The organism is Oligoflexus sp. (assembly GCF_035712445.1).
Lineage (GTDB): Bacteria > Bdellovibrionota_B > Oligoflexia > Oligoflexales > Oligoflexaceae > Oligoflexus.
Genome location: NZ_DASTAT010000094.1, coordinates 1 through 14579, shown reverse-complemented (window position 1 = coordinate 14579; position 14579 = coordinate 1). Strand labels below are relative to the sequence as shown.

14 protein-coding genes are annotated in these 14579 nt (G+C 55.9%); 3 read left to right on the top strand and 11 right to left on the bottom strand.

Features of this window, described 5'->3' with window-relative positions; translation table 11 throughout:
- Positions 1-144: 144 nt before the first annotated feature.
- Complete coding sequence (locus VFO10_RS20390) at positions 145-1602, top strand: cellulase family glycosylhydrolase (protein WP_325143642.1); 1458 nt, start codon at positions 145-147, stop codon at positions 1600-1602.
- A 31-nt stretch (positions 1603-1633) separates the two neighbouring features.
- On the opposite strand, the gene VFO10_RS20385 is transcribed toward VFO10_RS20390, so the two are convergent.
- The 9 genes from VFO10_RS20385 to VFO10_RS20345 form a co-directional block, all read right to left on the bottom strand.
- Positions 1634-2269 (bottom strand): cyclase family protein, encoded by a 636-nt coding sequence (locus VFO10_RS20385; RefSeq protein WP_325143640.1) that lies wholly within the window; start codon positions 2267-2269, stop codon positions 1634-1636.
- A 13-nt stretch (positions 2270-2282) separates the two neighbouring features.
- Positions 2283-3707 (bottom strand): Rid family hydrolase, encoded by a 1425-nt coding sequence (locus VFO10_RS20380; protein WP_325143637.1) that lies wholly within the window; start codon positions 3705-3707, stop codon positions 2283-2285.
- A gap of 2 nt (positions 3708-3709) precedes the next feature.
- Entirely contained in the window at positions 3710-4603 is an 894-nt protein-coding gene (locus VFO10_RS20375) for a hypothetical protein (RefSeq protein ID WP_325143635.1), read from the bottom strand.
- Entirely contained in the window at positions 4600-6057 is a 1458-nt protein-coding gene (locus tag VFO10_RS20370; RefSeq protein WP_325143633.1) for an aldehyde dehydrogenase, read from the bottom strand. Before VFO10_RS20370 ends, VFO10_RS20375 begins: the two co-directional genes overlap by 4 nt.
- Complete coding sequence (locus VFO10_RS20365) at positions 6032-7087, bottom strand: asparaginase (RefSeq protein ID WP_325143631.1); 1056 nt, start codon at positions 7085-7087, stop codon at positions 6032-6034. Before VFO10_RS20365 ends, VFO10_RS20370 begins: the two co-directional genes overlap by 26 nt.
- Entirely contained in the window at positions 7084-8247 is a 1164-nt protein-coding gene (locus tag VFO10_RS20360) for an LLM class flavin-dependent oxidoreductase (RefSeq protein ID WP_325143629.1), read from the bottom strand. Before VFO10_RS20360 ends, VFO10_RS20365 begins: the two co-directional genes overlap by 4 nt.
- Positions 8244-9026, bottom strand: coding sequence for an SDR family oxidoreductase (locus tag VFO10_RS20355; RefSeq protein WP_325143627.1), 783 nt, complete (start codon positions 9024-9026; stop codon positions 8244-8246). Before VFO10_RS20355 ends, VFO10_RS20360 begins: the two co-directional genes overlap by 4 nt.
- Positions 9027-9142: 116 nt before the next feature.
- The gene (locus tag VFO10_RS20350; RefSeq protein WP_325143625.1) at positions 9143-9565 is read right to left on the bottom strand and encodes an HPP family protein; all 423 of its coding nucleotides are present in this window, start codon (positions 9563-9565) and stop codon (positions 9143-9145) included.
- 498 nt (positions 9566-10063) lie between these two features.
- On the bottom strand, positions 10064-10633 hold the full coding sequence (locus tag VFO10_RS20345; protein WP_325143623.1) for a hypothetical protein: 570 nt from the start codon (positions 10631-10633) through the stop codon (positions 10064-10066).
- Positions 10634-10895: 262 nt separating this feature from the next.
- Here VFO10_RS20345 and VFO10_RS20340 point away from each other — a divergent pair, with 262 nt between their 5' ends.
- The gene (locus tag VFO10_RS20340; protein ID WP_325143621.1) at positions 10896-11648 is read left to right on the top strand and encodes a LysM peptidoglycan-binding domain-containing protein; all 753 of its coding nucleotides are present in this window, start codon (positions 10896-10898) and stop codon (positions 11646-11648) included.
- 118 nt (positions 11649-11766) lie between these two features.
- Here the strand turns inward: VFO10_RS20340 and VFO10_RS20335 are convergent, their stop codons facing one another.
- Positions 11767-12303: a hypothetical protein gene (locus tag VFO10_RS20335; RefSeq protein ID WP_325143619.1), complete on the bottom strand. Its 537-nt coding sequence runs from the start codon at positions 12301-12303 to the stop codon at positions 11767-11769.
- Positions 12304-12435: 132 nt separating this feature from the next.
- On the bottom strand, positions 12436-13314 hold the full coding sequence (locus VFO10_RS20330) for a hypothetical protein (protein ID WP_325143617.1): 879 nt from the start codon (positions 13312-13314) through the stop codon (positions 12436-12438).
- A 201-nt stretch (positions 13315-13515) separates the two neighbouring features.
- Here VFO10_RS20330 and VFO10_RS20325 point away from each other — a divergent pair.
- Positions 13516-14579 (top strand): hypothetical protein (locus tag VFO10_RS20325; protein WP_325143615.1); only part of this gene is annotated, 1064 nt, incomplete at its 3' end.

The window sequence follows — 14579 nt, the reverse complement described above, 5'->3', positions numbered from 1 at the left end:
TGATATTTTTAGGCAAAATTTGAAGGTGGCGGTATGCGAAACCGCAAAAGCTCAGTCCAAAGCATTCTTACGACAGGGACTATATTTTGCTTTGGACTGTTTTGGCGTGATTCGTCCTGTGGCACTCCCGAATTGAGGTTGAAAATGAAAGCTGAACGGCGCCTTCTCCTCCTGACCCTCATGTCCCTATCTCTAGGCTCTGCCTGTCGCGGCATCACCGACCTGACTGAAGATGGAAAACTTGCTGAAGTCACCATTGGTGAACCTGTATCGGGCGACTACACGAGTTACAAGTTTGGCCTTGAGCAGAAAGATGGTGGTTATCGCATACCTATTGAAGAATATAGCAAGGGCGAGAAAAGACTCTCGGCCCGCGTCCCAGTGGGAACCTACAAGATTTCGCTTGATTACTACAAAGACAAGTTGCCTGTCCTTAGTACCCTCTTCTGTAAGGACGGCGTTCGGAACGACATTCAGAAATTCAAAGCCGGACCTAATACGATCGACCTGCATATCTGTAATGCTCAGGGCGAAATCATGGAATCCACTGTCATCGTGAAGCCGGTCTTCACGGAGACGGGCAAGCCTGGAACACCAAATCCCAAGCCAACTCCAACCATGACGCCTGTACCGGGCGACAGCTTCACCATCCAGGACGGCAAGCTGATTGACCCTGCGGGCAAGCCCTTTGTGATCCGCGGCATCAACGTTCCCTTCGCCTATTACTTCGATCAATCCTTCACGGCTATTGATCATGTGAAGACGACAGGATTCAATGCCGTGCGTGTGGTGTGGTGCGCGAACAACTATCAGGATAACGGTGGCCGCTGCCAGCCGAAAGACTTTCGCAGCGCTGCGGACCTGGATCGCGTTCTGACCAAGATCAGCGACTTTCAGCTCGTGACAGTGTTCAACCTGCAGAATGCGACAGGCCAAAACGCGGTTGAGCCTCTGAATGCGATGGCTGATTATTTGATGAGCCCCGAGATCAAAGCCGTCCTCCTTAAGCATAAGAAAAACGTGATCGTGAACATAGCCAACGAGTGGCTCGGCGCCTGGGATAAGAACCGGAACTGGATCGATGGCTATAAGGGTGTCATCGAAAAACTTCGCAAAGCCGGCCTGCCCCATGTGCTGGTTGTCGATGCCCGCGGCTACGGTCAGGATTTTTCGAGCATTGAAGAGCATGCTCGCGAGCTGATGCAGATGGATAAGAACCTCCTGTTCTCGTCCCATATGTATGCCGAATACCCAACCGAGCAGGTTGTTCGGGACAAGCTGACCTTCATCCGCAACAACAAGATTGCCTTCATGATCGGTGAATTCGGCTGTACTCACTATGATGATAGTACAAAAGTGAATAAGACCGTGGCCTGCGAGGCCATTCTGAAAGAAACTGCGAGCGCGAGTTATCCGATCGGCACCATGGCCTGGTCGTATACCGGCAACCGCAGCGAGGAAGTGGACCTGGATGTCTTCAGCGCCTCGGATTGGAAAACGCTCTCGGCTTATGGTGAGAAGGTCGTGAACGGCACCTATGGTGCGAAAGCCACTGCGAAACAAGCCTGCTACTTTGATATGACCCAGACTCACTGCCGATAAAATGCAAAGGGGCCAGACGGCCCCTTTTTTCTTACCAATCAAAATCCATCGGCCAAAGCACAGCCCGAACCGGCGAAGCATCCGCTCCTGCCAGAGCCAAAGGCAAGGCGCTTAGCTTCCACGTTCCCGGTGGAACGGCATCCAGATCAATGCCTTCCAGCACCGCGAAATCATGCCGATAGAGAGCCTGATGCGACGGCAGATCCTTGGAATCCGCGGGATCCACCGACGGCGTGTCGATGCCGACGAGCCTGACGCCGCGTTCGGCAAGAGCTTCAATCAGCTCAGGCGAAAGGGATGTGAAGGCCATTTGAAAAGGTATTGTGTGTTGAAACGAACAGCTTTTGAAAAGAACGCGGCTGGTCTTGATGCTTGCCAAATCCACGTCCTGGGGCATGATGCGCCGCGGGCCGACGGAACGCACGTCGATGACCTGGCAGACGCCCATGTAGAGCCTGAGATCGCGCTGGTCGATGGCCTGGCCGTTCCGATGATAGTGATTCGGAGCGTCTGCATGCGCCCCGATATGAAGCGTGGATTTGATCCAGGAAAGACCGAGGTGGTCGCCCTTGGAAAAATCCATAGTCACCTGCCGTTCAAAAGCCTGATCCCCGGGAAAAACCGGGGTGCTGGAGCCTATGCGCGGCGAGATATCGAAGTAGTCCACGAACAAGCTCCTTTCAGGGACGCGCGATCACCTTGAATTCGACAGCGATCGGTGTTGGCAAAGCTCCCACTTCCACGGTCGTCCGGGTGGGGCGAATGTTTTTGAAGGCTTCATTATAGACTTCATTATAGCCGGGAAAATCAGCGGTCATGTTGGTCAGGAACGCCTGGACGTCGATCACCTTTTCCAGGGATGAGCCGGCCTCTTCCAGGATTTTTCGGATGTTGTCGATCACCGACCGCGTCTGCACGCGAATATCGTAGCTCACGACCTTGCGCGCCGCATCGAAAACGATGCCGGGAATTTCCTTGGTTCCGTGTTTCCGCGGCCCGATACCGGAGAGGAAGAGGAGTTCACCATAACGCCGCGCATGCGGATAGGTTCCCACGGGTTCGGCGCTGGTTTTGCTGACGATTTCATAGTCGGGAAAGTGGGGCGCTGGACTTTTCGCAGACGTGGGTGCTGCAGGAGCAGGAGCCGGTGTGGGCGCGGCTGGACGCAGCGTAGGCATGGTCAGATGTTCGAAGTCAGTCAGCTCTTCGACCATTTCCGCCTGGCTGCCTTCTTCCGATCCCAGCGTGGATTCAAGCGGTTTGGCCTGAACGGGTGCGGTGGGATGGAGTCCAACCAAAGCCGCGCCTGTGCCCCAGACGGGTTCATAACCATAGACCCGGCCTTCGAAGTGATTGGTCTGACCCAAAAGTCCGTTGAGCCACCACATGCCTTTGAATTTCTGATCGCCATTGGCTTCGCGTGCGAATTGCCGGACGGTTTGCGCCACGTCCTCGACATCACCCGCGCTCAGCATATCGAGGATCTTTCGATTCCACTCGTCATCCTTGCGGGAGGACAGGCGATCCTGGGCGGGATTTATTTTTTCTATGTGAAAGCGATTGGAAAGATTCGACACCAAAACGGCAATCGCTTTCTTACCGGATTTTTGCAGGGCCCGCGCCGCAGCCTGGCCAACACGGGTGGTTTCCTCTTTCTCGCTGTACATATTGCAGGAGACTATGGCGGCCGGCAGACGATTGTCTGGATTTAAAAGCTTCTGCGCGACGATCGTTCCTGTATCTATGGGAAAACCGCGGTAGTTGATGAGCCGGGTTTTATAGCCGAGCTGTTCCACTTCCGCAGCATAGGCTCCAGCAAAATCCGTATCGACAGCGAACTGATAGGGAATCGAACCGAGCTCATGCCAGTTCTGATCCACATGCACCCATTCCGGGCGCGGATCGGCCTGGAACATATAGCCAAGGATCGAGAGCCACTGCGTGGAATAATAAAGGATAAGGTCGGCCTCTTCCCGCCGGATGTCATCGGCGAGTTCCTGATAGGCCTTCCGCAGGCGTCCCCAGGCGGGGGATTGATCGGGAGCCAAAAGTATATGCGGCATGCCCGAGACGATATAGGCTTTGCTGATCAAAGAACCTTCCACGATTATGCTCCTTGAGACAGGCTGGGATTCCATTCGACGACGGCATTGCCGGTGCCGATCACAGTTCCGTAACCGTGGACGATGGCCGGATAAGTCGGAACCTCCAGGGCTTCCAGCATCCAGGTCAGAGCCCCGGCCTTGGTTTCAGCCGTGGCCATTTCATTGAACTCCGGCATGATATCGAGCAGCTCACGGCACTGACCGCGGCGCATCATATCGAGAATTTTCATATCCCAAAGATACTGGCCGTGGTGATGAATGCGCTCAAAGCTCATGTCCTCGGGAATGTCGGGCTCGTGCACGAAATGCCGATGGGAAAGGGAGTTCGACGCAAGAAGTATACAGCGTTTTCCAGAGGCTTCGACCGCTTTCCGCGTGGCATAGCCCACATCCGCGGCGACCTGATTGCCGACTTCATTGGAAAAATAGAAGGCGGCCTGGTTCGAGGATATGAAAACCACGGGAATATCCCAGTCCGGATTGATGAGATGCAGGCTGATGATGCTGCCATAATCCAGGCGGAAATCGGGATTGGTGACCAGGGTCGTGCTCATGCCGGCCTTGTCGCATTGCTCCATGATGCCCTTGGAGAGCGCGACATCCACATTCACATCGTAATGATAGCGGAAAAGATGCGGGAAAATCGGATCGACCGAAAGGCCCTTGAAATGCGGCAGACCCAGAAAATGATGACCGACCACCGTCGGCCAGTGCGGGGAATGCACGATCAGGGCATCGGGCTTCAGAGCTTTGATATTGGCCCGGCAGCGTTCATAGGCCCAGCGCAGAACCTCCCAGCCGCATTCGGCCCGCGGTTCATTCTGCGGTGGATTTTCAGCGTAAACGAGATGCGGAGGATGCGGCGCCAGCACACCGGCAACGACCTTGCCTTTCATAGTTGATTCCTTCCCAGCTGCAGACAGATATTTTTCTCTTCAGTATAGAATTCAAGACTGTAATCACCACCCTCGCGGCCGATGCCAGAGTCCTTCATGCCCCCAAAGGGCACGCGCAGGTCACGGAGCATCCAGGTGTTGACCCAGATCTGTCCGGCCTTGATATCAGCGGCGGCGTGATGTGCGCGCTCCAGATTGCGGGTCCAGATCGTGGCGGCGAGGCCGTAGCGCGTGCTGTTGGCCTTACACACAGCGTCGGCATAATCGCGGAAAGGCGTGATGGTCACCACGGGGCCGAAGACTTCCTGCTGCATGATCTCGGGCGAGGCGTCGTCGGTGCTGATGACGGTCGGCGCAAAATAATAGCCTTTTTCCAGGCTTTTTTGTGGGGTCACACGTTCACCACCGCAGAGGACGCGGTGCCCTTGAGTGCGGGCTCTTTGCACAAATCCTGCGACCTTATCCTGATGCTCGGCGCTGACCAAAGGTCCCATGAAGGAATCCTGCGATTCAGGATCACCGACTTTGAGCTGCCGCACACGTTCCACAAAGAGTTCGGTGAATTTGGGCAGAAGGCTTTCTTCAACAAAAAGTCGCGAGGTGCAAAGACAGATCTCGCCCTGGTTCAAAAACGACGAACGCACCGTGGTGGCGAGCGCAGCATCCAGATCGCAGTCTGCAAAGATCAACGCAGGATTTTTTCCGCCGAGTTCGAAACTGATTTTTTTATAAAGTGGAGCGGCCCGTCGCCCGATGACGGCCGCTGTTTCCGTACCACCGGTAAAGGATATCAGCGGTACATCGGGATGAGCGACGAGAGCATCACCGGCTTTTTCACCAAGCCCAAAGACTAGGTTACAGACCCCTTTGGGAAGACCGACTTCATCCAGGACTTCCGCCAAAAGAAAGGCCGTCGCAGGCGTCAGTTCAGAAGGCTTCGCCACCGCGGTGTTGCCTGCAGCCAAGGCAGGAGCGATCTTCCAGGTCAGAAGATAAAGAGGCAAATTCCAGGGTGAAATCAGTCCCGCCACGCCCATGGGCTCGCGTCTTGTATAATTCAAAACCTCGGGACTTGTTTGAAAGGCTTTTTCCTGCTGATGCAGAATCGCACCGGCGAAGAAGCGGAAATTTTCCACCGCGCGGGGAATATCCATGCTGCGGGCCAGGTGAATCGGTTTACCCTGATCCCGACTTTCCGCCTTCGCGAAAAGATCGAGTTTCTTTTCAATCGCATCGGCGATCTTATAAAGATACTGCGCCCGTTCCTGCCGCTTCAAAGCCTGCCAGGCGGGAAACGCGGCTTTCGCAGCGGCCACGGCACGGTCCACATCCGCGGCGGTGGAATCCGGCAGCTGGCCGTAAACCGCTCCCGTGCGCGGCTCATGATTATCCAAATACTGCCCCGCGAGCGGAGGCACGAAGGCACCATCAATATAGTTGAGTATCCGATCCATCCTGCCAGCCTTTCACATAGGAATCCGGGTTGTAATACCAGCGATCCTGATCGGGATCCCAGTCATCCCAGGGTTTCACCTCGGACATATTTTTTCTAAGATCCGGAGGAATGATCTCCTCCATGATAAAGGCCTTCTGCCGCTCCAAAGGGTAGGGGTTTCGAAGTTCAAAACCGAGCACACCGAGGACCCAACGCGCGACATACCAGGTGGCGCGCGGATCCCAGCCATGCGAGATCTTGATCACAACGCCCAGACCATCCGGATAATCAGGATGCAGAATGCTGAGTCCCAGAAGACCGTCCGCGCCTTCCTTGGCAATCACGCGTCCGCCGCAGGATTTCAGTATGGTGGAATCGAGCCGATTGAAGCCACCGATGTGATCGGGATGCCGAATCATGGCTTCCCAGATCCAATCCTCGTCCTTGCGCACAGCGAGGTCCGCGAAGAGAGCGGCGAGTTCATTCACGGTCATGGCCAGCGTGGGAAGGCCGCAGCCGTCCTTGGCAAAGACCGGGGATTGCAGATCCGCGCCGAGGATTTCACGAACCTTGGCGACGTAAACCTGATGAAAGGGATGCTGCGGGAGCGTATAGCCAATCCGTGCCCAATGATTCACAGCGCAGGCCCGAAGTATGGCCGCGTGCTTTCCCGAGCAGCTGTGATACCAGCGCCGGGGTCGACGGAGCTGCTTGCCGAATTGCATCAGGGGCAGAGAGTGCGGTGTCTGCAGCAGCCCATATTCGGAAGGCTTCAGGATATCGCGCACGGCCTCGATATGGATGGGCTCGGCATTGTGCGAAGCGATGGAGACCGCTTTGGATTCCCAGCTGAGATGCGGATCGAGTTCCCGCGCGATCACCTTGATCTGGACGGGCTTCATCATCGAACGGCCGTAGCAGAGGACGTTGCCGCCATACGAATGATAGGGCTTTTTACCTTTAAACCAGGCCACGGCCCCATGCACCGTGACCTCGGGCACACCATTGCGCCGATAGTCCACCAGGGGAACCCAGGTATTGTCGATCATTGTCCATCCCTCGTCAAAAGCGGCCGGGTCTGATTCCAAAAGGCTTCCATGCTCGCCTTGATCGCTGCATTATCGTGATTATTGAAATCAAACCAGAGCATCAGGCGATCATCGGGATGATACTTGGCTTTCAGCTGGTTCGCGACATCCTGGGGATTGCCATAAACCGCATTCTCCACGGCTTCGGCGACCTTGCGCGGATCCAGCGTGCCTTCCATCGCCCGCCAGTAATTTTCGAGTGCGCTCTGGGCGGACGCACGCGCTTTCGCCCGCTGCTGCTCGGGGGAAAGATGGGCGTCGCCATTCAGAAAAATAAGCGAGGTGCGCGGCATATAGGAACGATGCCAGGCGCCGCCCGCCGGATGATAGTGCTGCGCCATGCGCTGATGCGTGGCCTCGATCGTGGTGGTGGGCGTGATGGAAAGGTTGAAGACCCAGCTGGGAAAATAGCGGTTGGCCAGGATCTGAACCTCGGGATCATGCGAGCCGACCACCAGCTGGAGAAGATCGAGCGGAGCCTCGAAGGGAATCACGCCGACCTTATCAAACTCCCAGAACGGAGGGATCGCGACGTTTTTTCCAGGCAGAATCTGCGGCGCCAGATCCTGGCTGCTGAAGACTTCATTCTTGAGGCTGCGCAGAAAAATTTCCGTGGCCTGATTGAAGATAAGGCCTTTGATCACCGGCCAGGCGGCCGCTTCCAGTTCATTCCGGGGCTTGATGCCGTAAGGCTTATTGGAAAAGGGAAAACGTCCCGCGGCAAAACCCAGAAAGAGTTTGCGCTTTTCATCGGGATCCAGCGTATGCAGCGTGAAGAAGGTCTTCACGGCTTCCGCATGGGCGAGCGGTCCGCCGTTGCAGAGGATATTACGAATCGCCGAACCGATATGGATGCGCTTTGTCATGCCGAAGGCCTTATGGGCCAGCTGCAGGATATCGGTATTGAGGCCGATCTCGCCTTTGAAATGCGGGATGACGGCATCAGGATTGCATTTTTGCGTTTCGCAGGACAGATGGGTTTCCGCCACCCAGGCTGTTTCAAAACCCAGCTCATCGGCCAGCTTCAGCTGATCGAAGAACTGCTGAAACATCACTTTTTCACTTGGCATTACGCCGTCGATTTCGGTCTGACAGATCGAGAAAAAGATATCAAACTTCATAAGCAGCCTGTCCTTCCCCCATCAACGGGAAGATTGATGCCGTTGATGTAGGAGGCTTCTTTCGAAGCGAGGAAAAGGCAGGCATGGGCCAGTTCCTGGGCTTCCGCGAAACGGCCCGCCGGGACGTCTTTCAGAAAACCCTGCTCGACGTCTTCGCGGCTTTTGCCGGTTTTTTGCATGGCATTCGTCAGGATCTGCTCCAGCCTTTGCGTGCGGGTATAGCCGGGCAGAATATTATTGACGGTGATGCCATGCGGCCCCAGCTCGTTCGCAAGGGTCTTGGCCCAGCTGGCCACAGCGCCTCGCACGGTATTCGAGACGCCAAGGCCGGGGAGCGGAATTTTTACTGAGGTCGAGATGATATTGATGATGCGGCCGAATCTTTGCGTCTGCATGTGCGGGACGAAGGCCTGCACCAAAATGAGATTAGCCAGGACGTGCTGGCTGAAGGCCTCTTCAAGCGCCGAGGTTTCGGCATTCAGAAGGGGGCCGGGGCTGGGACCTCCGCTATTGCAGACGAGAATATCGACATCGCGGCCAATCTCAGGCAGGGCCGCCCGCACCTGGTTCAAATCGCTTACGTCACAGACGACGGGCCGATGCCCGTGCCCCGATTCTTTCAGACTCTTCATGGTGGCGTCGAGGTTTGCCTGGCTCCGGGCGAGCACCGTCACGCGGGCTCCCGCGCGGGCAAGTTCGATGGCGCAGGCCTGTCCAATACCTTTGGAAGCTCCGCACACAAGTGCATGCTTCCCCGTCATAGAATCACGTGTAAACATAGTAGCACAGCCCCTGATACCGGTGAATTTTGCCTTTCTTATACAGGCATACCGGGGGACTTGCAACGCGGCACTCGAATAGGTTTCAGCGAACAGAAGGGCCCGAGGCCGTCCGTTCAGACCATGGCTGAAAGCGTTTCCGTATGGGAGAAGGCCAGGTTCTTGAAACCAAAACGCAAAAGATCGGTGGTCGTAATGATGCCGACGGGACGGCGCTTGCGATCGATCACAGGCATGGCGTGCGCGCGATGTTCAAGCATCATGGCTGTGATTTGAGCAAGGCTATCATCGGGACCGCAGGTGATGACATCACGTTTCATGATGCTGGCGACCTGCGGAAAGTGACGATCGGAATTCGAGACCTCGGCCCATGCGCGCAGCACATCGCGATCCGAGACCATGCCGCGAAGCTGCGAATCCACATCGACCACAACGAGCTGATGAATATGATGCTGGCGCAATTTACTGAAGGCCTGGTAGATATCATCGGATTCCATCACATCCAGAACATAACGAGTCATGATGTCTGCTGCTTTCATGCTTCTTCCTCCTGTTTCGATCGATTCTGCTGAAAAAGACTATTGCAAAAGAGGGGCCAGGCCACCCGGAATGGTCCCTTGGGGGCCTTTCGTATGCGGTTTAAACCCTGGATTTATGCAGGAGGAAGCTGTGGAGAACGGGCCGGTGAGGGCTTGTTTGTCGGAGGTGTGTTGTGGGCTGCGCCGTTGCATTGTGGGCTGCGCCATTGCATCGTGGGCGGCGCTGTCGCATCATTCACCAGAATATGCGGAATGAGGCGACATATGCGTAGGAAATTTCCTCTCCAGCGCACCCGATGGTCGGAAATTTTAGTCCGATTTTCAGCGTACACAGGCTCGCATGGCTCGGGCTCTGCCGCAATTGGTGCTGACGTGGTGGGAGATTGCGCGATGGGCTGTAGGATTTTCTGCGGGGCCGCTGCATAAATTCGGGAGCTATGCGAAAAAAAAGCCAGGCTTGTGGGCCTGGCTGTCTTGAAAAAAACTGGAACCAGAAATCTAGAGTCCGTCGCGTCCATTGCCAAGCAATTCACCCAGCGTCTGCACGACGATAACGGGAGCCTTCTCAGGATCGTCACGATCGGTGATGCGCGCTTCGATTTCAATGGTACCCAGCACGCGCGCATGCATGAGGGTCATCGGCGTTTCAATCTGTAGCGTCTGACCGAAGTCGAGACTGCGCAGCGAAGGTGCGAAGCGTGCCTTGACCACAGGGCTCGGGCTTGACATGAGCTTCCATTCCACTTCGTAACGACGAGGATCGAGCTTTTCTCCTTCGTGGAAGAGCTGCAGTCCTACTTCACTCTGCAGCCAGTTGGCGCGCACGTATTGCTGAAGAACAATACCGACGATGTATCCGCCGTTCACCGGCGTCGGCGGCGTGACGCCTTCTCCATCTCGAATCATGACGTCCAGGATGCTTGGGCCATTGGACTCCAATGCCGCAGCGCTGTCCAAGGTCTCGTCATCCCTCTCCAAGGGCTCGAATTCACGTGCCAGAGCTTCCACTGTCCCGGAACAGAGCAGGATCATTCCTGCCACTAACTCTCTTTTTTGAAACTTTCTCATGGGCCTTTCCTCCATCCCTGCAGAGGTTATCGGCTCATGCCCCTCTGCTGTGCTTAGGGGATGAATCGGGTAAAGACTGCCAGGACTTGTGCGCACCCCGATTTTTTTTCGCGATGACGGGGCGTGCGCTGGATTCGGATTCGCTTGCATAAGTCGAGGAAAACCTTTGCGAAAAGATCGGGTTTTGGAGCGGTGGACGCTTTGTGACTTGCTGAAAAAATTTGCAAAGCGTGCTAGAATGTAAGAAAACATGGAGAAAATCATGATGCGAGCGAAATACCAAAATTTCGTGAAAATCGTGTTGGTTTCAAGCTGCTATCTTACCTGGACAGCTTGCCAGACGTCCGATGGTTTTGACGAAGATTCCGTCAATAGACGATCGGTTTACCGTGAAGATGACAGCCGTAGTCTTTTGCCGACACCCCAGCAGGCTTCGGAAGAAGCGCGGCAGTACAAGGTGGAAGAGGAAAAGAAGATCGCGGAGCGGAGGAAAGGTGATGAACCGATCGCGGGCGTGGACAGCGATGGGAACCTGAATGATCTGACCGCGGCTTATGCTCAGATCCTCGTGCCGCAGGCGCAGCAGGAGGAAGCCTATTTCGCGCCGGTCAAGAAGAGTCCTGAGCAGCAGATGGTCCAGGCCATGAAAGGCGGACAGATCAAGGCCGGTGGCACCACGAGGCGGAAGCCGGTGTTCCTGGGCAAGATTGGTGTGGAAGCTATGCTGCAGCAGGCAAAGACTGTGAATATGAATGCTCCGGCGGCAGTGACCGGAGGTATGATTAGCCTCGCCGCGCGCTCCGGCCGTGGCGCCGGACCTATTGCGAACCGCGAAAATATGAGCAGTTATATCGTGCAGCCTGGGGATACGCTGAGCGTGATCTCGGTGAAAATCTACGGGACGTCAGGCCGTTGGATGGAGCTGGCGCATTTGAATCGCCTGGGGAACGGCTCGGTGATCTTTCCGAATGAGTTGATACTTTACATCCCGGACACTGCGGCCGCTGCTCCCTGAAGATGACGGCGGTTTGTGTGCGGCGGCTGCTCGCTGAAGATGACGGCGGTTTGTGTGCAGCCGCTGCTCGCTGAAGATGACGGCGGTTTGTGTGCAGCGGCTGCTCGCTGACCCACACTCAACGCTTCGTAAAATCATTCCCTGGCAAAAGATGCATCGCTTCACGGCGGTGCATCTTTGCTTTCGTCTCTTCACGGCAGCTATAAGTCAGAGCGCCTTCCTGCTTGCGGACGCGCTCGCCGCGGTTCATCACGGAAAGTTTCCAGCTGAGTTGGCACGAGCCCTGGTCGAGCCGGACGAGTTCCAGCCAGGCTTCTTTCTCCACGGTGCCGGCCACTTGGGAACCTCGGTAGACATAGCGGATGACGCCAGGTTCATCGAAGACCTGAGCCTTGCCCGTGGCCGCGACGCCGGGGATCGAGAAGCGCTGTTCATCCACCATGTAATGAAGAGTCGGAATATTCTCCGCTTCCAGAGTCTGAAGCGGAAGATCGGTGCGAACCTGAATCCGGGTCCGCTCCAGCTTTTGCGTCAGGTCACCATTCCAAACATCCACGAACTGCCCCGCGCGCGGCAGCCAGTCGGAAACACGATCCTGAGCCCAAAGTGATGCAAATGAAGTCCAGCACAGCAGCAGCAGAAAGGAACGCAGCATGGAACACCTCAATCAAGGAAAGCCTGCGACGCAGGTTTCCTGGATCAAAGAGCAAGGTTGATGCCGCGGGAATAACAGGGGAAAACAAGGCTTCAGACCGACCCGGCGCGACAGCTGTCAAATGTTTCGACACTAACTGCGGGGAAACCACTTCCGGCGCGAGATCGCCCCTTCCGTTCGATAGCGAACATAACCAAGCGCCCCTTCATAGCTGACCAGCGGCGCAAGCTCCGCATCCTGCATCACCTCTTTCAACGGCAGAGGCCTTTCATCAATAAGCACCATGCCGCTGATCAGACGAATCCCATGACTATAATCCGCGTACCAGTTGCCATGAACCGTACTGAGCGGCTGAATGGGAACGCCACCGACCTGATGCCAACCATAGATGGCCACCTTCTGCGGGCGATCGTTCAGCTGATTGGACAGCACGACGTCTTTTTTGTGACCTGCGAGCAATTCATCCGGCGTATCCCCGCGCAGCTGCTGCCGGATCACCCGATCATGGCGTAAAAATTCTTCGACCGTGACCATGGCGTCGCTGGGTTTGAAAGGATTGGGCGGCAGCCTTTTGGAGGCCGCGCGGTAGATCTCGTCGACAAGGCGGGCGGTCGGCAGCGAGAAGCCAAAGGAATCCGCCACGCGCTGGGCGGTGACGGGATTCATGGGAACGCGCACAAAGTCATCATCATTCCCGATCGCTAGGTAATCCTTCATGACCCAAAGCGTGACCGTCACCGTGCGGCCGGAACGGGTTCTGGCATTGTATTGAATTTTGGCAAGATCCCGAAGGAATTCCGGCAGATTCCCGCGGCGTAGCTCGCGCAGAATATAGTATTCGCGCGTGGCTTCGTCCGTAGTGCGAATCATCTTCGCAAAGCTGAGCCCATCCGGAGCATCATCCTGCCTCTCAGGTATGGCGCCGGGAACCAGCGGCCCCACGGTCGTGCAGCCTGAAAAAGGCATGAGCAGGAACAAGGGCAGGATCAAGCGTATGCAGCGTGCAATCATCAGGGCGGCCCCCGGGAAAAATCAAGTCGAGCGTGACCATCTTTCCATTTTACAGAAGGAACCCGAAAAAATCCTTAGTGATCCAGGATTATTACGAAGCGTAGGTAAAGCCGCAGGCAGAATAACTTAAGGCCCCTGAATCATGGAACGATAAGAGGACCGGAGAGGTTTTACCGAGCACCCCTCAGGCGGCTGGAACACATGCGCAAATATTTGCAGGCAGTCCTTTTATCCAAGCTTCTGTTAGCCGGAGCCCCGGGTTTTGCCCAGGACGTGGAAACAGAAGAGATGATCTGCCGCGACATCGGCGATATCTTTTGTCTATTGGAAGAATTCTCGAAAAACCTCGAGGGTGGCACCAGCCTTTCCGCTAAACCTACGCCTGTGAGCAAGGTTCCGCTCGATCGTAGCGTCGTGGAACTGCAAAGGGACCGCCGCGAAAGCAAGGTGACTCTGAGCGGTTCGGGCCAGCCGACCGAGGTGACCCTCATCAACCTCGCGCCTGATGTGAACGTCTGGTACCTTCTGAAGCTTCAGTGGGGACCCCAGAAAGTCGAATGGTATCATCTGGATAACGCGAATCCCAGCGAACTCTGGGTGGAACTCAATCCCCAGGAAGCGACCGGCCTTTGGCTGCGCAACGGCAAAGGCGGTGATAAGCTCTGCGAACTGTGGACCAAGGACAGCGGTTACCCCCTGCGCGCCGCGCGCGCGGCCAATGCTCCCTATGCTCCGATTTGCCAGAACGCACTTTATCTGAGGAACCGCATCGAAGGCTATCGCACCACCAAGGAATGGGTCGTGGAATTTCTGCGGGCGAATATCTGGGGCGGGGAAACGATCACCAATATCGTCAAAGAAACCGTCTACAAGGACAACTTTCTTTTGAAATCCGATACCGTGGGTTCGGCGGGAAAAACCGAGGGCAATGAGCTGCCGGGCGGACCTGCGCTCGCCCGCGTATCGAGCAAGATGAAGGGCGAGATGCTGCCGGTCAAAGAACTGGGCATCAGCGTCATGGGCGCGGCCGATGAAAATCTGGAAGTCGGCCGCTGGTATCGCGCGACAAGGCAGGACGGGGTCTTCATCAGCGTCATGGAACCCAAGGCCATTGATGAAGACATCATGAAAAGCAATCGCGACTATGTGCGTGATCTGGATGCCGTCGAGATGGAGGCGATCTCGATTCTGGTCGCCTTCGATACGACCATGTTCGATCTGGACTTTGCCATGGGCACTGATCACCCGGCTGTGGGCTGGTCGGA

Bases quoted from the DNA above. Each gene is read 5' to 3' on its own strand.
- VFO10_RS20345 (WP_325143623.1), bottom strand. From the start codon at position 10,633: ATGAGAAAGTTTCAAAAAAGAGAGTTAGTGGCAGGAATGATCCTGCTC.
- VFO10_RS20360 (WP_325143629.1), bottom strand. From the start codon at position 8,247: ATGAAGTTTGATATCTTTTTCTCGATCTGTCAGACCGAAATCGACGGC.
- VFO10_RS20350 (WP_325143625.1), bottom strand. From the start codon at position 9,565: ATGAAAGCAGCAGACATCATGACTCGTTATGTTCTGGATGTGATGGAA.
- VFO10_RS20335 (WP_325143619.1), bottom strand. From the start codon at position 12,303: ATGCTGCGTTCCTTTCTGCTGCTGCTGTGCTGGACTTCATTTGCATCA.
- VFO10_RS20365 (WP_325143631.1), bottom strand. From the start codon at position 7,087: ATGATCGACAATACCTGGGTTCCCCTGGTGGACTATCGGCGCAATGGT.
- VFO10_RS20375 (WP_325143635.1), bottom strand. From the start codon at position 4,603: ATGAAAGGCAAGGTCGTTGCCGGTGTGCTGGCGCCGCATCCTCCGCAT.
- VFO10_RS20390 (WP_325143642.1), top strand. From the start codon at position 145: ATGAAAGCTGAACGGCGCCTTCTCCTCCTGACCCTCATGTCCCTATCT.
- VFO10_RS20340 (WP_325143621.1), top strand. From the start codon at position 10,896: ATGATGCGAGCGAAATACCAAAATTTCGTGAAAATCGTGTTGGTTTCA.
- VFO10_RS20370 (WP_325143633.1), bottom strand. From the start codon at position 6,057: ATGGATCGGATACTCAACTATATTGATGGTGCCTTCGTGCCTCCGCTC.
- VFO10_RS20355 (WP_325143627.1), bottom strand. From the start codon at position 9,026: ATGTTTACACGTGATTCTATGACGGGGAAGCATGCACTTGTGTGCGGA.
- VFO10_RS20330 (WP_325143617.1), bottom strand. From the start codon at position 13,314: ATGATTGCACGCTGCATACGCTTGATCCTGCCCTTGTTCCTGCTCATG.